This is a genomic window from Paraburkholderia hiiakae, assembly GCF_904848665.1.
Taxonomy (GTDB): Bacteria; Pseudomonadota; Gammaproteobacteria; order Burkholderiales; family Burkholderiaceae; genus Paraburkholderia; species Paraburkholderia hiiakae.
The window spans coordinates 1-21,792 of record NZ_CAJHCQ010000025.1 but is presented as its reverse complement, the minus strand read 5'-3'; the positions used below and the strand labels follow the sequence as shown (position 1 = coordinate 21,792).

Below are 21,792 nucleotides of genomic sequence, written 5' to 3'. Positions count from 1 at the left end.
GATGTGCCTTTGAAGTAGCGAACGGGATTCAGGAATTACGATTGCGGGCTCGACTGGCTCACGCGCGCGGTGATGTCCACCGGCTCGAGCGCTGGGCGGCGGCGCGGGCCGCGCGTCAGGCGGCGCTCGAAGAGCAACCAGCTCGCGCTCGCATAGGCGAGCGTGAGGACGAGCGCGATCGCGGCGCTTTCGATGCGGCCGTAGTGAAGCGACCACACGGCATAGAGAATCGTGAGGTGAATGAGATAGATCGTGTAGCTGATCGTGCCGATATACACGAGCACCGGGTTCGACAGCAGGCGCCGTACGATGCCTTTCGATTGCAGCGCGAACACGACGATGGACGTGCAGAGTACGAGCGAGATGCTATAGAGCATCGCGTTCGAGAGCGGCGTATTCATGGCGCGAAAGCGCGGGTAGTGCAGATGCAGCCAGGCCAGCACGCCGAGCGCCGCGAAGAAAAGCACGGCGGCGGGCCACTTGAAGGGCTCGAGCGCGTTGCGGTCGCGGCGCACGAGCACGGCGAGCAGCGCGCCGGCGGCCAGCAGGTCCATGCGGAACGGCGTGAGATAGTAAATCGGCCAGTAGGTATCGAACCACGGCGTCGCGACGGCGCGCAGCACGGGCACGAGGAAGATGAGCGTGGCGGCCACCACGGCCATGAGCCGCTGCGGCAGGAGCAGCACGACGAAGGGCCACACGATGTAGAACTGCTCTTCCACGGCGAGCGACCAGAGAATGTTGAGGCTGTCGTGCCCGCTTTGGCCGAGCGCGTCGCCGATATTGGTGGCGAAGAACGCATACCACGGCCAGTAGTGCGCCCAGCCGAAGCCGAAGAGCAGCGACGACACCACGAGCAGCAGCACGTAAGGCGGCAGGATGCGGCGCACCCGGCGTGCATAGAAGTAGCTGAAATACGATTGCCCGCGCGCTTTGCGCTCGAGCAGGATGCCGGTGATGAGAAAGCCGCTCAGCACGAAGAACAGGTCGACGCCCATCCACAGCGGCGCGTGCAACGCGTGCTGCGCGAACACGGCGAGCACGGCGAAAGCACGCAGGCCGTCCAGCTGGACGATGCGGTGGGAATGGTCGGCGGGGCCTGGCTGATTGACTCGGCGGCTAACGGTCATCGGTTCTCCGGTGGGTTCATGCATGCGCGATTGCTTCGCGATTCATTCTAGAAAGAATTAAATATTCAAAAAAGCCGAAATATATTGGTGATCAATTTTTAAATTGAAATGCCGGAATTTGCGCGATATGAAATCCGCGTGGCTGTCTGGAAACCGGCCTAGTTCCCGCCGCATCTGGCTTAAAGGCTTTACGACTGAGTTCTTGGATTTATTTCCAGATCACTCAGAAATGGGTCATAAATACTGAATTGTTTTGAATTATTTTCCATTTTTTAGGGGCGATTTTTCATACGGTTTGTGCGGCATGATCCTGGCAGATTGCCGTCATCAGACCGGAGGAATTGCCTTGCCGTTATCGAATCCCGATCGCCGCTTGCGCAGGACGTTGGCACTAGCCGCGATGTGCACGTTTATCTGCACGTCTTCGGTTCAGACCATCGCCGCGCCGCAACTCAACGTGACGACCTCGTGGATCGGCAATACCTTTGGCAACGGCCAGGGCGCGTGGATGCAAATCAACGTCACGGCCATTGCCGTCACACCCGAAGGCAAGGTGTTCACCAACGCGCCGTGGGACGAGAGCGGCGCCGAGATCAGCGCGTACCAGGACGGCAAGCCGCTCGGCTTTGCCGGCGGCACGCATGGCTGGGGCGGCGCCGGCGGCAATGCCGTGGCCGTGAATCATCGCTATCTGTATGCGGCGGTTGGCGTGGGCAACGAGAAGGGTCATCTCGTCGGCAGCGGTATCTGGCCTGCGAAGGGCAGTCAGTGGTATGGCATCACGCGCCGGCCGCTCGACGAGCCCAAACGTGCCGCCGCGTTTCAGACTTCGCCCGATCCGATCAATCCGCATGCGCAGCTTTCCGCGTCGTTCCTGAAGATCAACGAAGTGCCCGTGGGCACACATGCCGATATTGGCGGACTCGCCGCCACGGATTCGACGCTCTACGTGAGCAACACGCCGATGAACCGCATCGAGGTGTACGACGCGAACTCGATGCAGCGCAAGACGCAATGGGACGTGCAGGCGCCGGGCCGTATCGCGCTCGCGGCCGATGGGTCGGTGTGGGTGCTGACTGGCGCGGGCAGCGCTCACCCGCGCATCGAGCATGATTCGGCGGATGGCAAGCGCCTCGACGACACGCTCGCGCTGCCCGACGATTCGTTACCCGTGGATCTCGCGTTCGATCCTCAGCAACGCCTGCTGATCGCCGATAACGGGCCGCGCCAGCAGATCCTCATCTTCACGCGCAACGGCAAGACATGGACGCAGAGCGCCACGCTCGGCGAGCGCGGCGGCATCTTCTCGGGCGTCGCGGGCCGGCCGGGGCCGGGCCGGTTCAACGGCCTGACGGGCGTCGGCACCGATGCGCGCGGCAACATCTATGTCTCGACCAACGGCGTCGGGCCGCAGCACGACGATAGCATCGGCGCGGGTCTTGGCGCGACGCTGGAGGCGTATACGCCTGCGGGCAAGCGCCTGTGGAATCTGGAAGGCCTGCTCTTCGTGGATGGCGCGTGGGTGGACCCGCAGCGCCCCAACAGCGTTTATACGGGCAACAAGCGTTTCGAACTCGATTTGTCGAAGCCACCGGGGCAGGACTGGAAATATGTCGGATTCCTGTCTAATCGATTCCGCTATCCCGACGACCCGGTTTTTCACACTGACCAGTGGCCGGGTTTGCCGACCGCGCGCGCGTTGAACGGGCACACGTTCCTGTTCCTGACCGACATGTACGCGGACCACCTGAAGATCTATCGCTTCGACGCGCAGCGCGACGGCGAGACCGCGATTCCCTCGGGCTTCATCGCGGGGCGCGGCCGCGGGGTGCAGAACGTGCCCAACGCGCCGCCAGGCGGCGACTGGATCTGGCGCGATGCGAACGGCAACGGTGCCTTCGACGCCGACGAATTTACGCGCAATCCGGGCCGCGACCATCTTGCAGGCGGGTGGGGCTGGTGGATCGACACGCGCGGCGACATCTGGCGCGCGCGCGACGACAAGGGTATCTGGCGCTTTCGCTTCGGCGGCCTCGACGCGAAGGGCAACCCGATCTACTCGTACGACAAGCTCGACAAGTACGCGATTCCTGCACCGTTTACCGAGGTGCATCGCGCGATCTACGAACCGCAGACCGACACGCTCTACGTGACGGGCTATACGGCCGACGCCCCGCATGATCCCGGCTTCTGGAAGGAAGCCGGGCGCGTGTTGGTGCGCTACGACAAGTGGTCGAGCGGCCACCCCGAGCAGCGCTACATGCTGCGCCTGCCGTGGGACCCGAAAGCGAGGCCGCCTGTCACGCCCGCGGGGCTCACGGTGGAAGGCCAGTACGTGTTCGTGGTGGAACCCGCGGGCAACGTGCATGTGTACGACAAGGACAGCGCGAAGGAGATCGGCACCTTCGGGCCCGGCGCGGAAGTGGGCAACACCTCGGGTTGGGTCGACGTGCCGTTCGGCATCACCGCGCATCGCGAAGGGAACGGCGAATACCTCGTGTTCGTCGAGGAAGACGCGCGCGGCAAGGTGCTCATGTACCGCTGGAAACCGGCCTGACCCTCACGGGCCACGCAACTGGATACCTAATGGATAAAGGAATACTGCGCAACGTCGCAATCAATCTGTTCGGTCTCGTGCTGCCGACCTTCGTGTCGCTCGTCACGGTGCCTTCGTATATTCGCCTGCTCGGCGTGGAGCGCTACGGCGTGATCGCGCTCGTGTGGACCTTGATCGGCTACTTCAGCGTGCTCGATCTCGGCATGAGCATGGCCGCGCAGAACCAGATCTCGAAGGCGTATGCGTCCAAAGACGCCGACGCCTGCGAGCGCGTGTTCTGGAGCGCCTTCTGGCTGAATTTCACGACCGGCGCGATTGGCGGCCTGCTGATCTATTCGGGCGGCGCACTCTATACCGCGTATTTCACGCACGTCACGCCCGAATTGCGCCACGAGGTGTATCTCGCGCTGCCCTGGCTCGCCGTGGCGATTCCAGTGGCGAATGTCTCATGGGTGTTTGCGGGCGCGATCAACGGCGCGGAGCGCTTCGGCATCTACAACACGAACCAGACGCTCGGCACGTTCCTGTTCCAGTTGCTTCCGCTCGCCGCGGCCTGGGCGTACGAGCCGAATCTGCAGACTGTGCTGGCCGCCGCCGTGTTCGCGCGTCTCGCGGCCGCCATCCTGCTCGGCCGCTCGGCGCTGCGCGTACTCGGCATTCGCAAGGTGCGCGGTCCGCGCCTCGATACCTCGAAGGCACTGTTCAATTTCGGCGGCTGGATGCTGGTCGCGAGCATGACGACGATGGTCGCGGATTCGCTCGACCGCATGATGCTGGGTGCGGGCCTTGGCGCGCGCTTCGTCACGTACTACACGGTGCCGCAAAACCTCGTCACGCGCCTGAACATGGTGCCCAATGCGCTCGTGCGCACGCTGTTTCCGCGCCTCTCGGCGCTGGGCCGCGAGCATGCGGATGAAATCGCCGCGCAGTCGCTGCAATTTCTCAATGCCGTATTCACGCCCATCGCGATCGGCGCGATCGTCGTGCTCGAGCCCTTCCTGCATGCGTGGGTGGGGCCCGTGATCGCGGAGCATGGTGCGCCGGTCGGGCGCGTGCTGATCATCGCGGTATGGCTCGTCGGGCAGGCGGGCGTGACGCGCATTCTCATCCAGTCGCAAAACAATCCGGCTGCCGCCGCGCGCGTGGGGCTCGTGGAACTGCCGCTTTTCGCAGGCCTGCTATGGCTCGGCATTTCGCGTTTCGGCTTACCCGGTGCCGCCGCCGCCGTGCTGTTTCGCGCGTTGTTCGACTACGTCGTACTGCTGTGGCTTTCGCGCATTCATAGCCGCACGATCATCGTCGATATGTTTGCACACCTGAGTTTTCTCACCGCTGCGCTCGGTCTTGCGTGGTGGCTGCCGGATGCGCTGTACGCAATCGGCGCCGGTGTCGTGCTTGCGCTCGCCAACGTGGTGTGGTCGGTTGCGACCACGCCCATGCTGCGCGGCTACGCCCGTTCCCTTCTCTTTCGACTGAATTCACGGAAAAGCGCATGAGTCACGAACTGATCGACGAAGCGGCGCCGTCCGAAAGTGCTGCCGCGCCCATTCAACGGCGCGACGCCACCCAACCGCGACGCGCCGAAACGGGCGCTGTCATGCCGCTGCGGCCCTTGCGGCCAAGCCTCGCCGCAGGCCGTGCGCCGCGCGTGGCCATCGTGCACGACTGGCTCGTGACCTACGCGGGCGCGGAGCGCGTGCTCGAGCAGATCCTAGCCTGCTTCCCTGACGCGGACCTGTTTTCGGTCGTCGACTTCGTCGATTCGAAGGACCGCGCGTTTCTGCGCGGCAAGCGCGCCACGACCTCGTTCATCCAAAAGCTGCCCGGCGCGCGCAAGCGTTATCGCGCGTACCTGCCGTTCATGCCGCTCGCCATCGAGCAGCTCGACGTATCCGGCTACGACGTGGTGATTTCGAGTAGCCACGCGGTCGCCAAAGGCGTGCTCACGGGACCGGACCAGTTTCACATCAGCTACGTGCATTCGCCGATTCGCTATGCATGGGACCTCCAGCATCAGTACCTGCAGGAGTCGAGCCTCACGCGCGGCCCGAAGTCGATGCTCGCGCGCCTGATCCTGCACTACATCCGCAACTGGGACGTTCGCACGGCGAATTCAGTGGACCAGTTCGTCGCCAACTCGGAGTTCATTGCGCGCCGCATTCAGAAGGTGTATCAGCGCAAAGCCGAGGTGGTTTATCCGCCCGTGGATATCGACGCGTTCGAGCTTGAAACGCAAAAAGAAGACTTCTATGTGACCGCCTCGCGCCTCGTGCCGTACAAGAAGATCGACCTGATCGTCGAGGCGTTCGCGCGCATGCCCGAGCGGCGCCTCGTGGTGATCGGCGACGGTCCCGACATGAACAAGGTGCGCGCGAAGGCGACGCCCAACGTGGAAGTGCTGGGCTATCAGCCGTTCGCGGTACTGCACGACCGCATGCGGCGCGCGAAGGCCTTCGTGTTCGCGGCGGAAGAGGACTTCGGCATTTCCGTGGTCGAGGCGCAGGCTTGCGGCACACCCGTCATTGCATTCGGGAAGGGCGGCGCGCTCGAAACGGTGCGCGATACCGGTTCGCGCCCCACGGGCCTCTTCTTCGAAGAACAAAGCGCAGACGCGATCATCGCGGCCGTCGATTCGTTCGAAAGCGATCCGGGCCGATTCCGCGCCGAGGATTGCCGCGCGAACGCCGAGCGCTTTTCTTCACGGCATTTCCGCGAGCAGTTTTTCGCACGCGTGGCGAAGGCGGTGCCGTCGATCTCACAGGTGGGCTCCGCTCACGGCGCGCCGCCGTTCGATATCGATGCGAACGCAACGAAAGCGTCGCGCGTGCTCGCGATCGACCAGAGCGGCGTGCTGGGCGGCGCCGAGCTATCGCTGCTCGAAGTGGTGAAGGGATTGCGCTCGCGCATCGATGTGCTGCTCTTCAACGACGGGCCCTTCAGGGAGGCGCTCGACAAGGCCGGCGCGCGCGTGGAGGTGCTTGATTCGGGCGCCTTGAGCAACGTGCGCCGCGATGGCGGCGCGGCACCGCGTCTGGGCGTGCTCGCGGGAATTGCCGCGCTGGTGCGCGAGACGCGCCGCCGCGCCCGCGAAGCCGACGTGCTCTACGCCAACACGCAACGCGCGATGGTGATCGGCGTGCTCGCGGGCAAGCTTGCGCGTAAGCCGGTGGTCTGGCATTTGCGTGACATCGTGAGTGACGAGCACTTCGGCCGCGTTCAGCGGGCCGTGATCAAGGGCTGCGCGAAGCTTGGGCTCGCGCATGTGATCGCCAATTCGCACGCTTCGGCGAAAGTGTTCGCGCAACTCACACGTTTCGACGCGAAGCGCATCGACGTGGTGCATAACGGCGTGGACGAATCGCCGTTCCGTGCGCTTGCGCGTGTGCCGCAGGCGCAATTGCGCGCGCAAATCGGGCTGCCAGAGGACGCGTTCCTCGTGGGTGCGTTCAGCCGGCTCGCGCGCTGGAAAGGTCAGCATGTGCTGCTCGAAGCGTTGCTCGACGAGCCGCGGGCGCATGCGGTGTTGGTGGGTGCACCGCTGTTCGGTGAGGATGCCTATGCTGCGGAACTGCGTGCGTTCGTCGAGGCGAATGGGTTGCAGGCGCGCGTGCATTTTCTTGGCTTTCGGCATGACATCGCGGCTTGCATGCGTGCGGTCGATGTGATCGCGCATACGTCTATTACGCCTGAGCCGTTTGGCCGTGTGGTCGTCGAGGGTATGCTGGCGCAGCGGCCGGTGGTCGCCTCGCGGGATGGCGGTGTGATCGAGATCGTCGAACACGGCAAGAGCGGGTTGCTCTGCACGCCGGGCGATGCGAAGGATCTGGCTGCGACGATTGCCAGGCTGCACGATGATGCGGCGTTGCGGGAAGGGCTTGCTGTGCAAGGGCTTGCTACCGCGCGGGAGCGGTTCGGTAAGCAGCGGTATGTCGATGCTGTCGAGCGTGTGCTTGACGGTGTTGTTGCGCGTGGCAGGTAAGGGGTTGCGGTTCCTTGGCGCTTTGGCCTTTCCTTGATTTCGCGTCGGTATGCAAGCGTTGCCCCTGTGCGGGGCGGCACCTACTTTTCTTTGCAGCGGCAAAGAAAAGTAGGCAAAAGAAAGCCGCTCAAACCGCCAGCGCCTGCCACAGTTCACCTCTGGCCGTACATGCCAGTGGCTCCGGAGCGTCTGTCACCACTCGCCCACAACCGGAGTGACAAGGCGCTCATCCTTCCGGCGGCGCTCCGCGCCCCGAAGGGCATAACCAAAAGCCATCGGGGCGCGCGAGTTCTCGCCCACCTCATCCATACCGTTGGTTTCCGTTGCAAACCCGGCCGCTGCATGCGTAGCGAGCAGCGGGATGAATGAGCCCTTTGTCACTAACCTGGGTGGTGCGAGGCGACAGACGCTCCGGAGCCACTAACTGTGGTGGCGCGAGATGAACCGTGGCAGGCATTGGCGGTGTGAGCGGCTTTCTTTTGCCTACTTTTCTTTGCCGCTGCAAAGAAAAGTAGGTGCCGCCCCGCACAGGGGCAACGCTTGCATACCGACGCGAAATCAAGGAAAGGCCAAAGCGCCAAGGAGCCAAACGTCAGGCGCTGACCCGTTTCCTGAGCCGCGCAGCGGCATAAAGCGCAGGCCGCTCAAAGAGCCGATAGAACACCCAAGCCACCGGAATCACGACAAGCGTAAAACCAAACGACGGCCAGATCGACGTCTGCAGCCCGGAGCGGAACAGCAGCGATCCGAGCAGCACGAAGAGAGGCAAATGGATCAGATAGAGCGAGTAGCTGAAATCGCCGAGTTTAGAGAACAGCGAGTGCAGCACGCCGAAAGACACGGGCGCGGGCTGCGCGAGCGCCTTCACGAGATAGCAGGCAAACGCGCAGGCCCAGAGCTGGAACGCGCCGAACTGACCGAAGTGGAACGCCACGCAACCGGCCACAGCGAAAAGCGCCGCAGCAGAGTAGGCAAAACGGAAGCCGGACGAGCCACGCAAGCGCACCTCGGCGATCCACGCACCGAGCATCCACGAGAACCAGTACGACGTGAAGACGACGATGTCGTGCCGCTCCAGTGTCAACGCAGATACGACGTTGACGAGCGCCACGGCGGCGAGCACGACATTCAGGCCAAAACGGCGGCGCGCGGCGAAGAGCAGCGGGTAAAGCAGGTAGAACTGCACTTCGAGCGAAAGGGTCCAGAGCGCGCCGTTCGAGCCATACGTTTTACCGGCCACGCCTTGCAGGGAGAACAGATTGACGAAGAAGTCGCGCGCCCCGATGCCGTTGATCTTGTGGCTCACAGGAAGCAGCGACAGGCTGATCGAATCGACAGCCAGCGTGAGGAGCAACGCGGCGAGCAGCACCGGATAGATGCGCACGAAGCGGCGCAGCCAGAACTGCCGCGCGTCGAGCCGGAAATTGGGGTTCGCATTCAGGCGCGCGGCGCCGCTGCGGTGAATGCAATAGCCGCTGATGACGAAAAAAATCGGCACGCCCGCCGATCCCCATGCAATCGGAAACGTGAGCCACGCGGCGATAGTGCCGGGGCTCGCAAGGCTGGCGTGCAGCTGGTGGAACGCACCCATGCCGATCCAGGTGACCTGGCGGCAATGGAAATACGCCACCAGCAGGGCCGCAAAGCCGCGCAGAGCCTCGATCAACTGGTCGCCTGCAAGCTCGCGGGCCGCGGTCGTGGGCCGCGCTGCAGTGGTCGCAGCGGCGGCGGGCAGCGCGGAGGCAGGCGGCATGGCGGTTTGGAGTACGGGGTCGCTCATCGGTGTCAGCCGGTCCTTGGGGAGGGTACCCGGCGATCTTAGGGGCGCGCGCGCGAGTGAAGTAAGCAAAAGATTTTCAAAATGTATTCGCGAGCATAAGAGAAATGGAGAAATAAATGGATTGAAAAACAAAGCGATTTATTTATGGAATTTGGAATGCTAGTTTGAGTGTGATCGACTATGGTCGCTGGAGAATCCGATGAACCTGCACTTGCTGGCCGGCGTGGCCGTGCTGTTGATACTCGTGGGGGTGTCCGCGTATCGTGAGGCCTTGCGCAATGAGCCCATCCGGCGCGCACGCACGCGCTCCGGCGCCTTGCCGCCCACCGACGAAGCGGAGTAGACTGCGCCCGAACGAGACGCGTCATTGACACAAACCGGATCAGGAAATTCATGCCGGTTTGCTTGAAATTATTCAGAGTGAATGGCAATAATTTCCGGTGTTATGCTGGAATTACACAATCTGGATTTACTGGCTTTTTTTATTCATTAAAAGACGGTAAACAATCCTGTTCAATACAAGAATCTGCCAAGGCAGAACCTCGGGGAAGTCGGCTTGCCTCGCTGCGAGACCGAGACTCAAACGAACGATCTGGAAATGGACATCATGCTCAAAGTAACCAAAGCGGTATTTCCTGTTGCAGGCCTTGGGACGCGCTTCTTGCCCGCCACCAAGGCGAGCCCGAAGGAAATGCTGCCGATCGTCGACAAGCCGCTCATTCAGTACGCGGTGGAAGAGGCGATCGCTGCGGGGATTACCGAAATGATCTTCGTGACCGGCCGCAGCAAGCGCGCGATCGAAGACCATTTCGACAAGTCATACGAGATCGAATGCGAACTCGAAGCCCGCAACAAGCAAAAGCTGCTCGACCTCGTTCGCAGCATCAAGCCGGCCAATGTGGACTGCTTCTACGTGCGCCAGGCCGAGGCGCTCGGTCTGGGCCACGCCGTGCTGTGCGCGGAAAAGCTCGTGGGCGGTTCGCCGTTCGCCGTGATTCTCGCGGACGACCTGCTGTACAGCCCCACGCCCGTCATGAAGCAGCTCGTGAACACGTTCAATCACTATCACAGCTCGGTGGTCGGCGTGGAATCGATCGCGCGTGAAAACAGCGCGTCGTACGGCATTGTCGATGGCCGCGAGTGGGAAGAGGATGTGTTCAAGCTCTCGGGCATTGTCGAAAAGCCGGCGCCGGAAGTCGCGCCCTCGAATCTCGGCGTGGTGGGCCGCTATGTGCTGATGCCGACAATTTTCGAACATCTGCGCGCGCTGAAGCCGGGTGCGGGCGGCGAGCTGCAGCTTACCGATGCATTGCAGTCGCTGCTCACCGAAGAGCAGGTGCTCGCGTACCGCTACATGGGCACGCGTTTCGACTGCGGTAGCAAGCTCGGTTATCTCAAGGCGACGGTGGAGTTCGCGCTGCGCCATCCGGAGGTGAAGGAGGAGTTCGAAGCGTATCTGCAAACGCATCTGCCGGCCGCGCTGGCTGCCGCAGCATAAAAGCGCGGCATAAAACGCCATCGCGGCGCAACCACGCTACGGGCAATTCGAAGCGCGCGGGCGTAGTGCCCGCGCGCTTTTCGCGCATCTCGCACTCCCCCCAACGACCTGCGCGACGTGGCTTGGCGCCTGCGCCCGGAGAGATTTGCAATCGTCATCGGTGTATAACGATCGTGGCGGGCACGCCGAATGCGCACACTGCCTCGTTTGCATTCGCGCTGCGCCGCTGGCCGCTCGTGCGATGGCGATGCTGCGTGAATATCCCAAAGATTTGGTACGGCATGCCGGGGCGGGTTGGCGCGCGGAACTCCGGTCATTCAACGCGTGTTCGAGCGCCAGAATCCCGACACACGCATGCGCTTCACGAAGGAGAAACCGGCCATGACCAGGCAGCTTCCCGTGGCAGGCAGTGAACATCCCGCGCCCGCTGGCGCGCAGTGCGTCGGCGCTTGCGATCCGGCGGAGCGCTTCAAGATCGTGCTGATCCTGCGGCGTCAGGCGTCGGCCGAATTCCACGAACTGGTGGACAGGCTCACCGCGAACGATCCCGCCGCCAGGCCGGTTTCGCGCGAGGACTATGAGCGGCGCTTTGGCGCTAGCGCCGCCGATATCGAGCGTGTCGAGCAGTTCGCGAATGCGCACGGCCTCGCCGTAGAAGAGGCCGATGCCTCGGCGCGCCGGGTCGTGCTCTCGGGCTCGGTGCAGCAGTACAACGCGGCCTTTGGCATCGACCTGCAGCGTTTCGAGCATCAGGTCGGCAAAACCACGCATCACTATCACCAGCCGAGCGGCCCCCTGCATTTGCCGGACGACATGCACGAGGTCGTCACCGCCGTGGTCGGGCTCGACAATCGCGCGAAGGCGCAGCCGCACTTTCGCTTCGTGCCGACGAATCAGGCCAATGCGCCGGCTACCGCTGCGCAGACCCTGGCAGGCGTGCCAGGCGCCCCGATCCGCCCGCCAATCCGCGCCGCGCGCGCGGTGACCAGGTCGTTCACGCCTTTGCAACTCGCGGAGCTTTACAGCTTTCCCGCGGGTGACGGCAGCGGCCAGTGCATTGCCCTCATCGAAATGGGTGGCGGATACGACACGGCGGACCTCACCGCGTATTTCAAGGAGCTTGGCGTGAGCGCGCCGCGCGTGGAGGACGTCTCCGTCGATCAGGTGACGAACGCGCCGACCGGCGACCCCAACGGGCCCGACGCCGAAGTCACGCTCGACGTGGAAATTGCGGGTGCGCTGGCGCCTCGTGCGCTCATCGCCGTGTATTTCGCGCCGAACAGCGAGGCCGGTTTCGTCGATGCGGTGAGCGCGGCGCTGCACGACAGCCAGCGCAAGCCATCGGTCATCTCGATCAGCTGGGGCGCGCCGGAGTCGGCGTGGTCGCAGCAATCGCTCGGCGCGCTGAACGACGCGCTGCAAACGGCCGTCGCGCTCGGCGTGACCGTGTGCGCGGCTTCGGGCGACAGCGGCTCGTCGGACGGCGTGAGCGACGGCGCCGATCATGTCGATTTTCCCGCGTCGAGCCCTTATGCGCTCGGCTGCGGCGGCACGCACATCGCGGCGTCGAACGGACGCATCTCGCAGGAAACCGTGTGGAGCGACGGCGAAGACGGCGCGACCGGCGGCGGCGTGAGCGCGACGTTCGCGCTGCCGGACTGGCAAAAGGGCCTGCGCGTCGTGCGTGGCAGCGGCGGGGCCGGCGCACTGGTGCGGCGCGGCGTGCCCGATGTTGCCGCCGACGCCGACCCGGCTACGGGCTACGAGGTGCGCGTGGCCGGCACGGATACCGTGGTGGGCGGCACGAGCGCCGTGGCGCCGCTGTGGGCTGCGCTGATCGCGCGTATCAACGCGGCGCGCGGCACGCCCGTGGGCTTCGCGAATGCGAAGCTCTATGCGCAGCCCAGCGCCTTCAACGACGTGACGAGCGGCAGCAATGGCGACTTCTCGGCGGCGCCCGGCTGGGACGCCTGTACGGGCCTCGGCACGCCGGTGGGCAGCAAGGTGGCAGCGGCGCTCGGCTCGGCGTAGGATGAGCGCGGCATGCCGCCGCGACGAGAAGGAAGGGGCGGGCGCGATGCGGGTTGCATGAGAGGTTGCATTCGAAGTTGCATTCACTGTCTCAAACGCGAACACACAGAAAGTGGAGACGACATGAACGACGAAGCGCAGTCCACCAAGGGCAACGGCGGCGCTCAAGGGGCCGGCCCCGCGAGCGGCAACGGCAAGCATCGCTCCCAGACCGACCAGCCTTGCTTTGATCCCATCGCTTACGGCAACGGTCCCGACGACTTCGTCACCGACGTGACCGAGAACGCCGCGATCACGCACCACGCCATTCAGATCGGCAAGGAAGTCATCGCCTATACGGCAACGGCGGGTCATCTCGTGACGGTCGACCCGAGTAGCTCGCAGCCCAGTGCCAAGATGTTCTACGTGGCGTTCACCAAGGACGGCGTGCAAGCGCAGGACCGTCCCGTCACGTTCTTCTACAACGGCGGCCCGGGCTCGTCTTCCGTTTTCGTGCTGCTCGGCTCGTTCGCGCCCAAGCGCATCAAGACCTCGATGCCGGGCTTCACGCCGCCCGCGCCCTATGCGCTCGAAGACAATCCGGACAGCCTGCTCGACAAGAGCGACCTCATCTTCATCAATCCGGTGGGCACGGGCTATTCGGCCGCGATCGCGCCGCATCACAACCGCGACTTCTGGGGCGTGGATCAGGACGCGGATTCGCTCAAGCAGTTCATCAAGCGCTACCTCACGGCGAACGATCGCTGGAATTCGCCGAAGTTTCTCTATGGCGAATCGTATGGCACGGCGCGCAGTTGCGTGCTCGCCTACCGGCTGCATGAGGATGGCGTGGATCTGAACGGCATCACGCTGCAGTCGTCGATACTCGATTACACGCAAAGCGGCAATCCGGTGGGCGCGTTGCCCACGGCGGCCGCCGACGCCTGGTACCACAAGCGCCTTGGCGTGACGCCCGCGCCGAAGGACTTGCAGGCGTTCGCCACGCAGGTCGCACAATTCGCGCGCACCGATTATCTTCAGGCGCTGTCAAAGTTTCCCGATCCTGGCGACAAGAGCATTCCGGCTACGCTCAAGACGCTGTCGCAATACACGGGCATCGACACGCAAACGCTGGAGTCGTGGAATCTCGACATCGCCTCTTACGACAGCCGCGGCAATTCGCTATTCCTCACCACGCTCATGAAGGATAAGGGCGTGGCGCTCGGCTCGTACGACGGCCGCGTGACCGCCATCGACACGGGTATTGCCGGCAACATCGACCCCAACTCGGGCGGCAACGATCCCACCATGACGGCGGTGAGCGGCGTCTATACGGCGATGTGGAACAGCTACCTGAACGAGCAGCTCAAGTTCCGCACGAACTCGTCGTTCACGGACTTGAACGATCAGGCGTTCAAGAACTGGGACTTCGGGCATATCGATCCGACGGGCGCGCAAAAGGGCGTGGACGCGCAGGGCAATATCGTGCTCTACACGGCCGGCGATCTCGCGGCGGTGATGGCGCTGAACCCGGATTTGCGCGTGCTTTCGGCGAACGGCTACTACGACTTCGTCACGCCGTTCTACCAGACCGTGATTGACCTGCAGAAGATGCCTCTCCTCGACCAGAAGGTGCGCAACAACCTGAGCGCACGCTTCTATCCCTCGGGGCACATGGTGTATCTCGACGCGGGCTCACGCACGGCGCTCAAGGCCGACCTCGCGAAGCTCTATCAGGTCGCCGTGACGGATCGCCCCGCGGTGGCGCGCATTCGCGCCCTCCAGCGCATGAGCACGATGAGCACCATGCATCATTGAAGCGCTCGCTTGCGCAAACGCCCGCGCTGTCATCGCGTGCGCCCCTGCGCCATCGCGTCGAGACACGCGCGCGCGTCGCCTTGCACGAGACGCGCTGCGCACGCGATCATCAGGTTCCTGGCCAGGCCGAAATCTTCCACCAGATAGCCGCGCTCGCACACACGCCCCTGCGCGTCGGGCACGGATGGCACGCGTTCGATGAGCGTGCCTTCGTCGGACGCGTAGGCCCAGATTTCCTTTCCTAGTGCGGCTGCATAGCCGATCTCGAAGGCGGTGCCGGAGTCGGGCTCGCCGGGGCCGCGAAAGTCGTTGACATTTGCCATCACGATATCGGCGGCGCGGATCGCTTCGACGTTTGCGCGATAGATCCATGCGGCCTGGCGCGGACCGTCGAGGTTCGAGGGCACTTGCGCGTCGAGCGGATAGACGCCCTCGAAGCCATATTCCGCACACGCGGCGACGAGGCGTGCGCCGTGCTCGAGCGCGTCGCGCCGGAAGACGTCGAAGCCGGCGAGATACACGCGCGGGCGGCGGGGCAGCGGGGTCGAATTCATGGCGCGCGGTCCTCCATGCAAGGGGTTTGTCGAGAGTGAGTTCGACGATTCTAGCGCTTGGCTTTGGGGCGGCGAGATTTCGATGATGCGCTTTGCGTGTTGCCGTGCGGAATTGTGAGCCGCGCAGTCGCACGCCCTGTGATCAATGAGGTTCGCGTCGGACGTGCGGTCCCGCGCCGCGCAATGCGATGCCGGGGCCGCGCATGTGGCTTGGTGGCGGGTGTGGCTTGCGACATGTCAAAACCGGTATGTCGGCCCTCGTGGTCGGCTTGGGCGGCGTGGCGCTCTGTTGCGCTCATCCGTGACGCGCGCCACGCAAACACGCCAAAACGCCCCGCAACCGGATTGACCGCAGCGCCACTGCCGCGCCTGAGGCGATCGGCGGCATGCCGACGAAACGGCTCGCATCGGGCGGCCTGGCTGAACGGGACGACACGACGCGACACGGGAAGTACAAACCTCACCGAGCCGGTTTTGCGCTCCAGCACCCGTGAGGATTCACCGGGTGACGGCGAGACTCGGGCTCGCGGGCTGTACGCGCATCGTTGGCAGATTTGCGGCCCGTCAAGCCGTTGCAATTTTCTGACCGGAGCCTATTGAGGCGGGATTGCGGCAGGCGTAGAAAGCGGGTTGGGCTGTATGAGCCCCACGCCGCGGCCTTTCTACCCTTTGCAGTCCTAACGCACCAGGCCGCGTCTCCCACGACAATCAGCAAGGAGGCCAGGCCTGTGGCAGATCTGCAAGACGTATTGCTTGCCATCCCGGGAAGGCAGGCGTTTCACCTGGACATGCCAGCTACGCCCGCCGCGGCAGCGCTCTCGGTGGTGTCGTTCAAGGCAACCGAGAAGATGGGTGCCGCAAGCGAAGTGCGCATCGTCGCGACCCACCCGCAGCAGCTTGCACGTGCCGATTTTCTCAATCTGGATGCCGTTTTCACCATCGTGCCAGACGATGGCGTCCCGAGAAAATTCTCGGGATTCATCGAGCGCATTTCAAACGTGAAAACTTCGAAAGACCTCTCGCAATACGAGATAGTCCTGAAGTCCCATTTCGGCCGGCTTGCCGCAGTCCACGATACCCGGATTTATCAGCACCAGTCGACTCCCGACATCATCGCGGCAATCCTGCGTCGTCACGGCATCAAGGATCACCAAATGTCGTTCCGGCTCAGGAACCGGTATCTCAAGCACCTGTTTCGCTTCCAGTACCGTGTCGACGATCTGGCATATGTCCAGATGTTGATGCAGAAATCCGGTATCTACTGCTACATCGTCGAGACCGAGTACGGCGACCAGGTCGTCTTTGCAGATGACATCGATCACTATCTCTACGATCCCAGGCTGATCGTGCCGTACCGCGAAGCGGCGGGGCTCGAAGCCGGCGGTGTAGAAGCGATCACGTCACTCAAGACGCACAACATCGCGGTGCCGCAGTCCTTTACCGTCGCCGATTACAACCCGGAATCCGCGTGGGAGAGATTCAGAGATAGCGCGAATCTGGCGCCGCAGGACCCGACGACGTACGGTCAACCATACATCTATGGGACGAATCACCTCGATCAACAGGGCGCAAAATGGGAGGCGCAACTGCGCCACGAGGCGGCGCTCGCGCGGCAGGTCGTCTACGAGGGCGAAAGCAATGTGCTGGAGCTGCAGTGCGCGCGCTTGCTCGAGACGGACATCGTCCTGCCAGATGCGCCCAACGGCCAGGTGATCGTCGAGATCGCGCACAGCGCCGCGCGCGACAAGCCTTACACCAACAGCTACAAGGCGATCCCTGCTGACCGGCGCTTCCGTCTTGAACTGAAGCCGGAAGGCTGGCCCAAGATCGCCGGCACACTCAGTGCAAGAATTTGCACTCCTGACAAATATACCTACGGCTATCTGAATTCTGTCGGCTATTACGTCGTCCGGTTCGATGTGGATTTTGCTGACTGGCCGAAGGGTGGCGAAAGCGTGCCATTGCGCCTCGCTAAACCGTTCGCTGGAAAGCTGCAGACCGGCATGCACTTTGTCGCCCTCGATAACGACGAGGCAGTGATCTCATTTCGGGATGGGGATCCCGATAAGCCTGAAATCACCGCCTTCCACCACCACAGCCAGGCGCGCGACCTCATCACAAATGATCGCCGCTGGCTCTCGCGCAACATGATCCGCACGCAGAAGAACAACAAGCTGCGCATGGAGGACTGGGTGGGCCAGGAAGGCATCAAGCTCAGCACCGAGCACTCAGGCAAGTCGCAGCTCAATCTCGGCTATCTGGTGAACCATAAGCTCGAATACCGGGGTGAGGGCTATGAGGTCCGGACATCGGGCTGGGGCGTCCACCGCGCAGGCAAGGGCCTGTTCCTGACGGCATACGACCGTCCCGCTGCCACAGGCAAGCAACTGGACATGCAGGAGACCATCGCGCAGCTCGAAAGTGCGCTGGAAATGGCGAAGGCGCTGGCGGCATCCGCCAGCAGCGCGAAGGCCGAGCCTGCCGACACCGACGCGCAGCAGCAGATGAAGGAGGATTTCGACGGCCTGAAGAAGCCGGGGCTGCTGATGGGCACGCCTGCCTCGGCGGGCATTGTGGCGGGTCAGGGCATCCAGCTCGCGGCACAGGACAGCATCTCGACCGTGGCCGGGAAGAACGCCGACTGGAGCGTGCTGAAACGCTTCACGGTCGCAGCGGGCGAGAAGATATCGCTGTTCGCGCAGAAGTTTGGCATCAAGATTCTTGCAGCTAAAGGTCCGGTCGATTTTCAGGCGCAGGACGGGCCGATGTCGTTCACTGCTGACAAGGATGTGAACGTCGCCAGCGTCAATGGAAAGGTCAACCTGGCAGCGGCGAAGGAAATCGTCCTCGAATGCGGTGGTGCGTTCATTCACATGAAGGACGGCAGCATCACGCTCGGTGGTCCATTCGATCTGTTCATCAAAACCATTACGATCCAAAAGCAAGGTAGGGCATCGTTATCTATTCCGCCTTATTTGCCCAATCAATCCACCCTCGACCAGTTCGTTGTGCGCCTGTCTCGGCCTTATGAGAAATCCACCTTCGCAGGCAAGCCTTACACCCTTAAGCTCGGCGCGCAGACCTTCCAGGGAGCGGTGCCTGCCGACGGCATCATCAACCATCCGATGGCCAAAGGGGTGACCAAAGGCAAGTTGACTGTGTTCCCCTTCGGGTCAAACAGTCACCCGTGGATTTGGGACCTTGAAGTGTGCCAACAGATGCAAACCAATGAACATAAGGGCATTCAATCGCGGTTGAAGAACTTGGGCTTCTACGACGGCATGGTCGACGGCGATTTTGGTCCCAAGAGCCAAGTGGCATGGAAACGCTTTCAAGATGCGTCTGATAGGCAGTCCCACGCAGATCTAAAACCGGATGTGTTGACGGCCTTAGGTTCAGGTCACGACGTTTAAGGTGGGGTAGAAATGGATTTGTACGGTGACTTTAACTTGCAGCGCGACGACCACGATGGCAGCCCTAATAAAAATCATCCTCCGCGCTGGGGCGGCATTGAGAATCCGCCACCGCCTGCTGGCACATCTGCCCAGACCCCTCAGGACGCGAGTGGTGCGACATTTACCGTGCCACAGTATGTGCAGAAGTTGCAACGAGACTTGCGTTCTATTGGATTTCTGATTATTCATGAGGCGAACGGAAAATTTGATCGGTATACTGAATGGGCTGTAAGGGAATTCCAGTGCTACGCGCGCATGAAAAACGTTGCCAGGTTGAACGCTCAGCGTTTGCAGCAATACTCACCGAAAACCGGGCAATCAGCAGTTGATGTTTCCGCACTCGGTGCGAGACCAGGGGCTAACCCACCGGAGTCCTACTACGTCGGTACCCTAGACTCGGTATCCAACGATGCTCGGTATATTGGGCCAATCAGTGGTATCGTAAATGCGCGAACGCGAAGAGCCATTGACCACTGGCTTTCCAATAATTTTCGGTGCCCTGTCGTCATCGAGGCGTGGGGAATAGATCGGCAGGGCCAGCGCACATCCTTATTTGCACGCGGCGTTAATATCTGGAGGAGCGACCAGATAACAGATGTTCGTCCCCGGATGTATTACCGAGATTTCTCGAGCTACTATTCCTATCCAAACGGTTGTAATCCGAACGAATACCATGCTTTGGGAAGCTACTATCGCTACCCCGGATACGGTGGGCCTGCGAGCGAAGTACCCAAACAGACATGGCGGCAAGCCGAGATGACACCAGATCGTTTGATTGGCCCGCCAACTACCTTGGCCTCCTTGCAAGCAGACCAAAACAGCGCCACAACTTCTACGTACCGCGTCGTACGTGCGGCCGCAGAACAGGAGTGCATGGGAGCATTTGACTCGGTCAATGCATACGACGACGCACTGACCTCCTTGGGACCTTGCCATTGGACGATGGGTTTGATGCCTCAGCATGGATACCACAATGGTGAGTTGCCGGGCTTCTTGGCGTACGTACTTTCCAAAGATCAAGATAGTTATCTGTTAGCCTTCGGTAACTTCGGCCTATATCCTTCGAATTTGTGGAAGCGATCAAGTGAGTGGACAGCTACCGACCGAGGGACGTTGTGGAACGCCCATCAGCGGACATTCAATGGTTGGATAAAAACCCATAGCGACAATACTGATCCTGTGCAAGCTCCCAATGACATTCCGAATCTTACTGACATGGATCGGGCCGCAGATGAAGCCAACTATTTTAAAACATGGCACTGGTTCTTCAGAATGATAATGGCCGGGCGCACCGTCGCTCAAGTTCAGCGGGCAATGTGGGATATGGTGCGGTATCGGCTCCGAGACGTTCTTGACGTTCCGGTACATGCAGGGTCGGGGCCTTCAGCAATCGTATCTACGCTTGGTCGTATATTCACTTCCGAAAAGGCGGTAGCCATATTGCTTCGATGGCACATCTACCGGCCGGCGCATGTTACTGGGCATCGGGTCAGCAGTTCGATACAAAGCGCGATCAATGCTAATCCGACGCTTGCGTGGACACTTCCGTTGGCGCAATGGACAGATGCACATGAGAGGGCGCTGACGTCACAACTTCTCTCCGACGCAACGGCAGTGAACGCCACGCAGGCGAACTTGGCCGCATGGCCCAACTACCCTAATAGGGCCGATCGACACTATGCGTTGGGGAATGAACTAGGTAGCCTACGGGACGCCAGAAATTCCTTTAGCCTTGATTCGGGAGGCCTATAAAGTATGAAGATGGTAACTCGGGATTTTCTTTTAGGCATGGTTCTCGGCGCATGCAGTCTCGCCGTCCAGACAAGCTATGCAGTGACTGGGGTAAGTAGCGAGTGTGCAATAGGCGTTGCTGGCAAGTTTGCCATCAAAGAATATAAAAACAAAATGGTAAGTGTATGCCCCGCCGACGGTGGTGGAGACTGCCTATATACGGTGACGTATGGGAAAACATTTGTGGACAGCCGTATTCATCTCAATTCCGATCACTTGAATGACTATGTGATTAAAGATTTTTCAACGGGTTACGGGAACGACGACGTGGCACATTTCATGCTGTTTGCGCAATGTCGTGATGGAAACTTTGTGCAGGTTGTGGATGATTTTTTCACTACCGTTAAGCCCGATGCGATGGACAGAATGACGGGTTGGCTAAAGCTTCGTGTCACACGTGATTGCTATAGCGAAAGCATCGGCGATACGCAGGAGCGCAGCTATACGATCGTATTCGACCCGAAAAGAAAGAAGTATGGCCCCCCGGATTCCAATCCGAAACTGACGCACTACTGCAGTGACGCAGAACTAGCTTTGCCCGCAGACTCCGCAAGTACACCCGAGTAGATCAAGTAAGTATTGCGAGCAGTCTCAGTCATATATCACTGGTTTGGTTGGACCGCGCCACGGTCGATGCTTTTTATGGTCCTGGTCTCACCAGACTCTGCCGGCCAGAAACGACATCGCGCAATCTGCTTGCCGGTGCGAGTTAGGTCAACCCCCAGGCTGGAGTTCATCCACAGACTGGTCTAGTTCGACAGGGAGATTCGGGTGGTATGACTCCGCATGCCGATGGCCCCATGCTTACGTTGGTCCCATAACAAGTGCGCCGGTAATTTCTGCCCCAACGCCTGGGCCGTTTGCGCAGCCACGCGTAGTCGGGACGGTGGAGCAGGTTCATGTTGACTGGCTAGCTACACTTGCGCCGACCTACGCAACAGGTCAGGGTTCTTGTTCGATGCCACCATATGCAAATTACCGTTAAAGATGAGTGAGATAGAAGATGATATTTCTGATCTCAGGAGGGACTCGATGAGTCGTGAATTTACATATTTCACGTTGCTTTTTTTATCATTTTCTATTTGCTTGAATGTTGCGGCGAAAGACATTGAGGTTCCCCCGGTTTTTCGCCTTCCAGAGGTCACGGGTTATGCAGCCGCATCCCTTGTCCGCTGAGCCACAAGCCAGTCTTGCATGAACTGGGTTGGCGACATGAAACC

At 61.5% G+C, this 21,792-nt stretch carries 13 protein-coding genes; 10 read left to right on the top strand and 3 right to left on the bottom strand.

Annotation, left to right across the window (positions count from 1 at the left end; translation table 11 throughout):
• Window positions 1-35 precede the first annotated feature (35 nt).
• Window positions 36-1,130, bottom strand: coding sequence for an acyltransferase family protein (locus JMY28_RS33050; RefSeq protein ID WP_201700090.1), 1,095 nt, complete (start codon window positions 1,128-1,130; stop codon window positions 36-38).
• Window positions 1,131-1,530: 400 nt separating this feature from the next.
• Between JMY28_RS33050 and JMY28_RS33045 the strand changes: the two genes are divergently transcribed.
• Genes JMY28_RS33045 through JMY28_RS33035 form a run of 3 tightly spaced genes read left to right on the top strand, consistent with a single transcriptional unit; the run spans window position 1,531 to window position 7,666 of the window.
• Entirely contained in the window at window positions 1,531-3,687 is a 2,157-nt protein-coding gene (locus tag JMY28_RS33045; protein WP_201700171.1) for an NHL repeat-containing protein, read from the top strand.
• Between the two features lie 29 nt (window positions 3,688-3,716).
• Window positions 3,717-5,183 carry a flippase gene (locus JMY28_RS33040; protein ID WP_201700089.1) on the top strand — a complete coding sequence of 489 codons (1,467 nt, stop codon included), beginning with the start codon at window positions 3,717-3,719 and terminating at the stop codon, window positions 5,181-5,183.
• Window positions 5,180-7,666 (top strand): glycosyltransferase family 4 protein, encoded by a 2,487-nt coding sequence (locus tag JMY28_RS33035; protein WP_201700088.1) that lies wholly within the window; start codon window positions 5,180-5,182, stop codon window positions 7,664-7,666. The genes JMY28_RS33040 and JMY28_RS33035 overlap by 4 nt, the downstream gene beginning before the upstream one ends.
• Window positions 7,667-8,258: 592 nt before the next feature.
• Here JMY28_RS33035 and JMY28_RS33030 read toward each other — a convergent pair.
• Window positions 8,259-9,446, bottom strand: a complete 1,188-nt coding sequence (locus tag JMY28_RS33030) for an acyltransferase family protein (protein WP_407945568.1) — start codon at window positions 9,444-9,446, stop codon at window positions 8,259-8,261.
• A gap of 199 nt (window positions 9,447-9,645) precedes the next feature.
• Here JMY28_RS33030 and JMY28_RS33025 point away from each other — a divergent pair, with 199 nt between their 5' ends.
• The 4 genes from JMY28_RS33025 to JMY28_RS33010 all read left to right on the top strand — a co-directional run bounded on the left by JMY28_RS33025 (window position 9,646) and on the right by JMY28_RS33010 (window position 14,772).
• Complete coding sequence (locus JMY28_RS33025; protein ID WP_201700087.1) at window positions 9,646-9,789, top strand: hypothetical protein; 144 nt, start codon at window positions 9,646-9,648, stop codon at window positions 9,787-9,789.
• Window positions 9,790-10,053: 264 nt separating this feature from the next.
• The gene (gene galU, locus JMY28_RS33020) at window positions 10,054-10,944 is read left to right on the top strand and encodes a UTP--glucose-1-phosphate uridylyltransferase GalU (RefSeq protein WP_201700086.1); all 891 of its coding nucleotides are present in this window, start codon (window positions 10,054-10,056) and stop codon (window positions 10,942-10,944) included.
• Between the two features lie 381 nt (window positions 10,945-11,325).
• Window positions 11,326-12,975, top strand: a complete 1,650-nt coding sequence (locus JMY28_RS33015; protein ID WP_201700085.1) for a S53 family peptidase — start codon at window positions 11,326-11,328, stop codon at window positions 12,973-12,975.
• Between the two features lie 123 nt (window positions 12,976-13,098).
• Window positions 13,099-14,772: a S10 family peptidase gene (locus tag JMY28_RS33010; RefSeq protein ID WP_201700084.1), complete on the top strand. Its 1,674-nt coding sequence runs from the start codon at window positions 13,099-13,101 to the stop codon at window positions 14,770-14,772.
• A gap of 29 nt (window positions 14,773-14,801) precedes the next feature.
• Here JMY28_RS33010 and JMY28_RS33005 read toward each other — a convergent pair whose 3' ends face one another.
• Window positions 14,802-15,326 carry a nucleoside 2-deoxyribosyltransferase gene (locus JMY28_RS33005; RefSeq protein WP_201700083.1) on the bottom strand — a complete coding sequence of 175 codons (525 nt, stop codon included), beginning with the start codon at window positions 15,324-15,326 and terminating at the stop codon, window positions 14,802-14,804.
• 788 nt (window positions 15,327-16,114) lie between these two features.
• Here JMY28_RS33005 and vgrG point away from each other — a divergent pair.
• From vgrG to JMY28_RS32990, 3 genes are read left to right on the top strand one after another with little or no spacing between them, the layout of a single operon-like run.
• Window positions 16,115-18,739, top strand: a complete 2,625-nt coding sequence (vgrG, locus tag JMY28_RS33000; RefSeq protein WP_236597161.1) for a type VI secretion system tip protein VgrG — start codon at window positions 16,115-16,117, stop codon at window positions 18,737-18,739.
• 12 nt (window positions 18,740-18,751) lie between these two features.
• A complete protein-coding gene (locus tag JMY28_RS32995; RefSeq protein WP_201700082.1) occupies window positions 18,752-20,533 on the top strand; it encodes a peptidoglycan-binding domain-containing protein in 1,782 nt (593 codons plus the stop codon).
• 3 nt (window positions 20,534-20,536) lie between these two features.
• Window positions 20,537-21,139 (top strand): hypothetical protein, encoded by a 603-nt coding sequence (locus JMY28_RS32990; protein ID WP_201700081.1) that lies wholly within the window; start codon window positions 20,537-20,539, stop codon window positions 21,137-21,139.
• Window positions 21,140-21,792 lie beyond the last annotated feature (653 nt).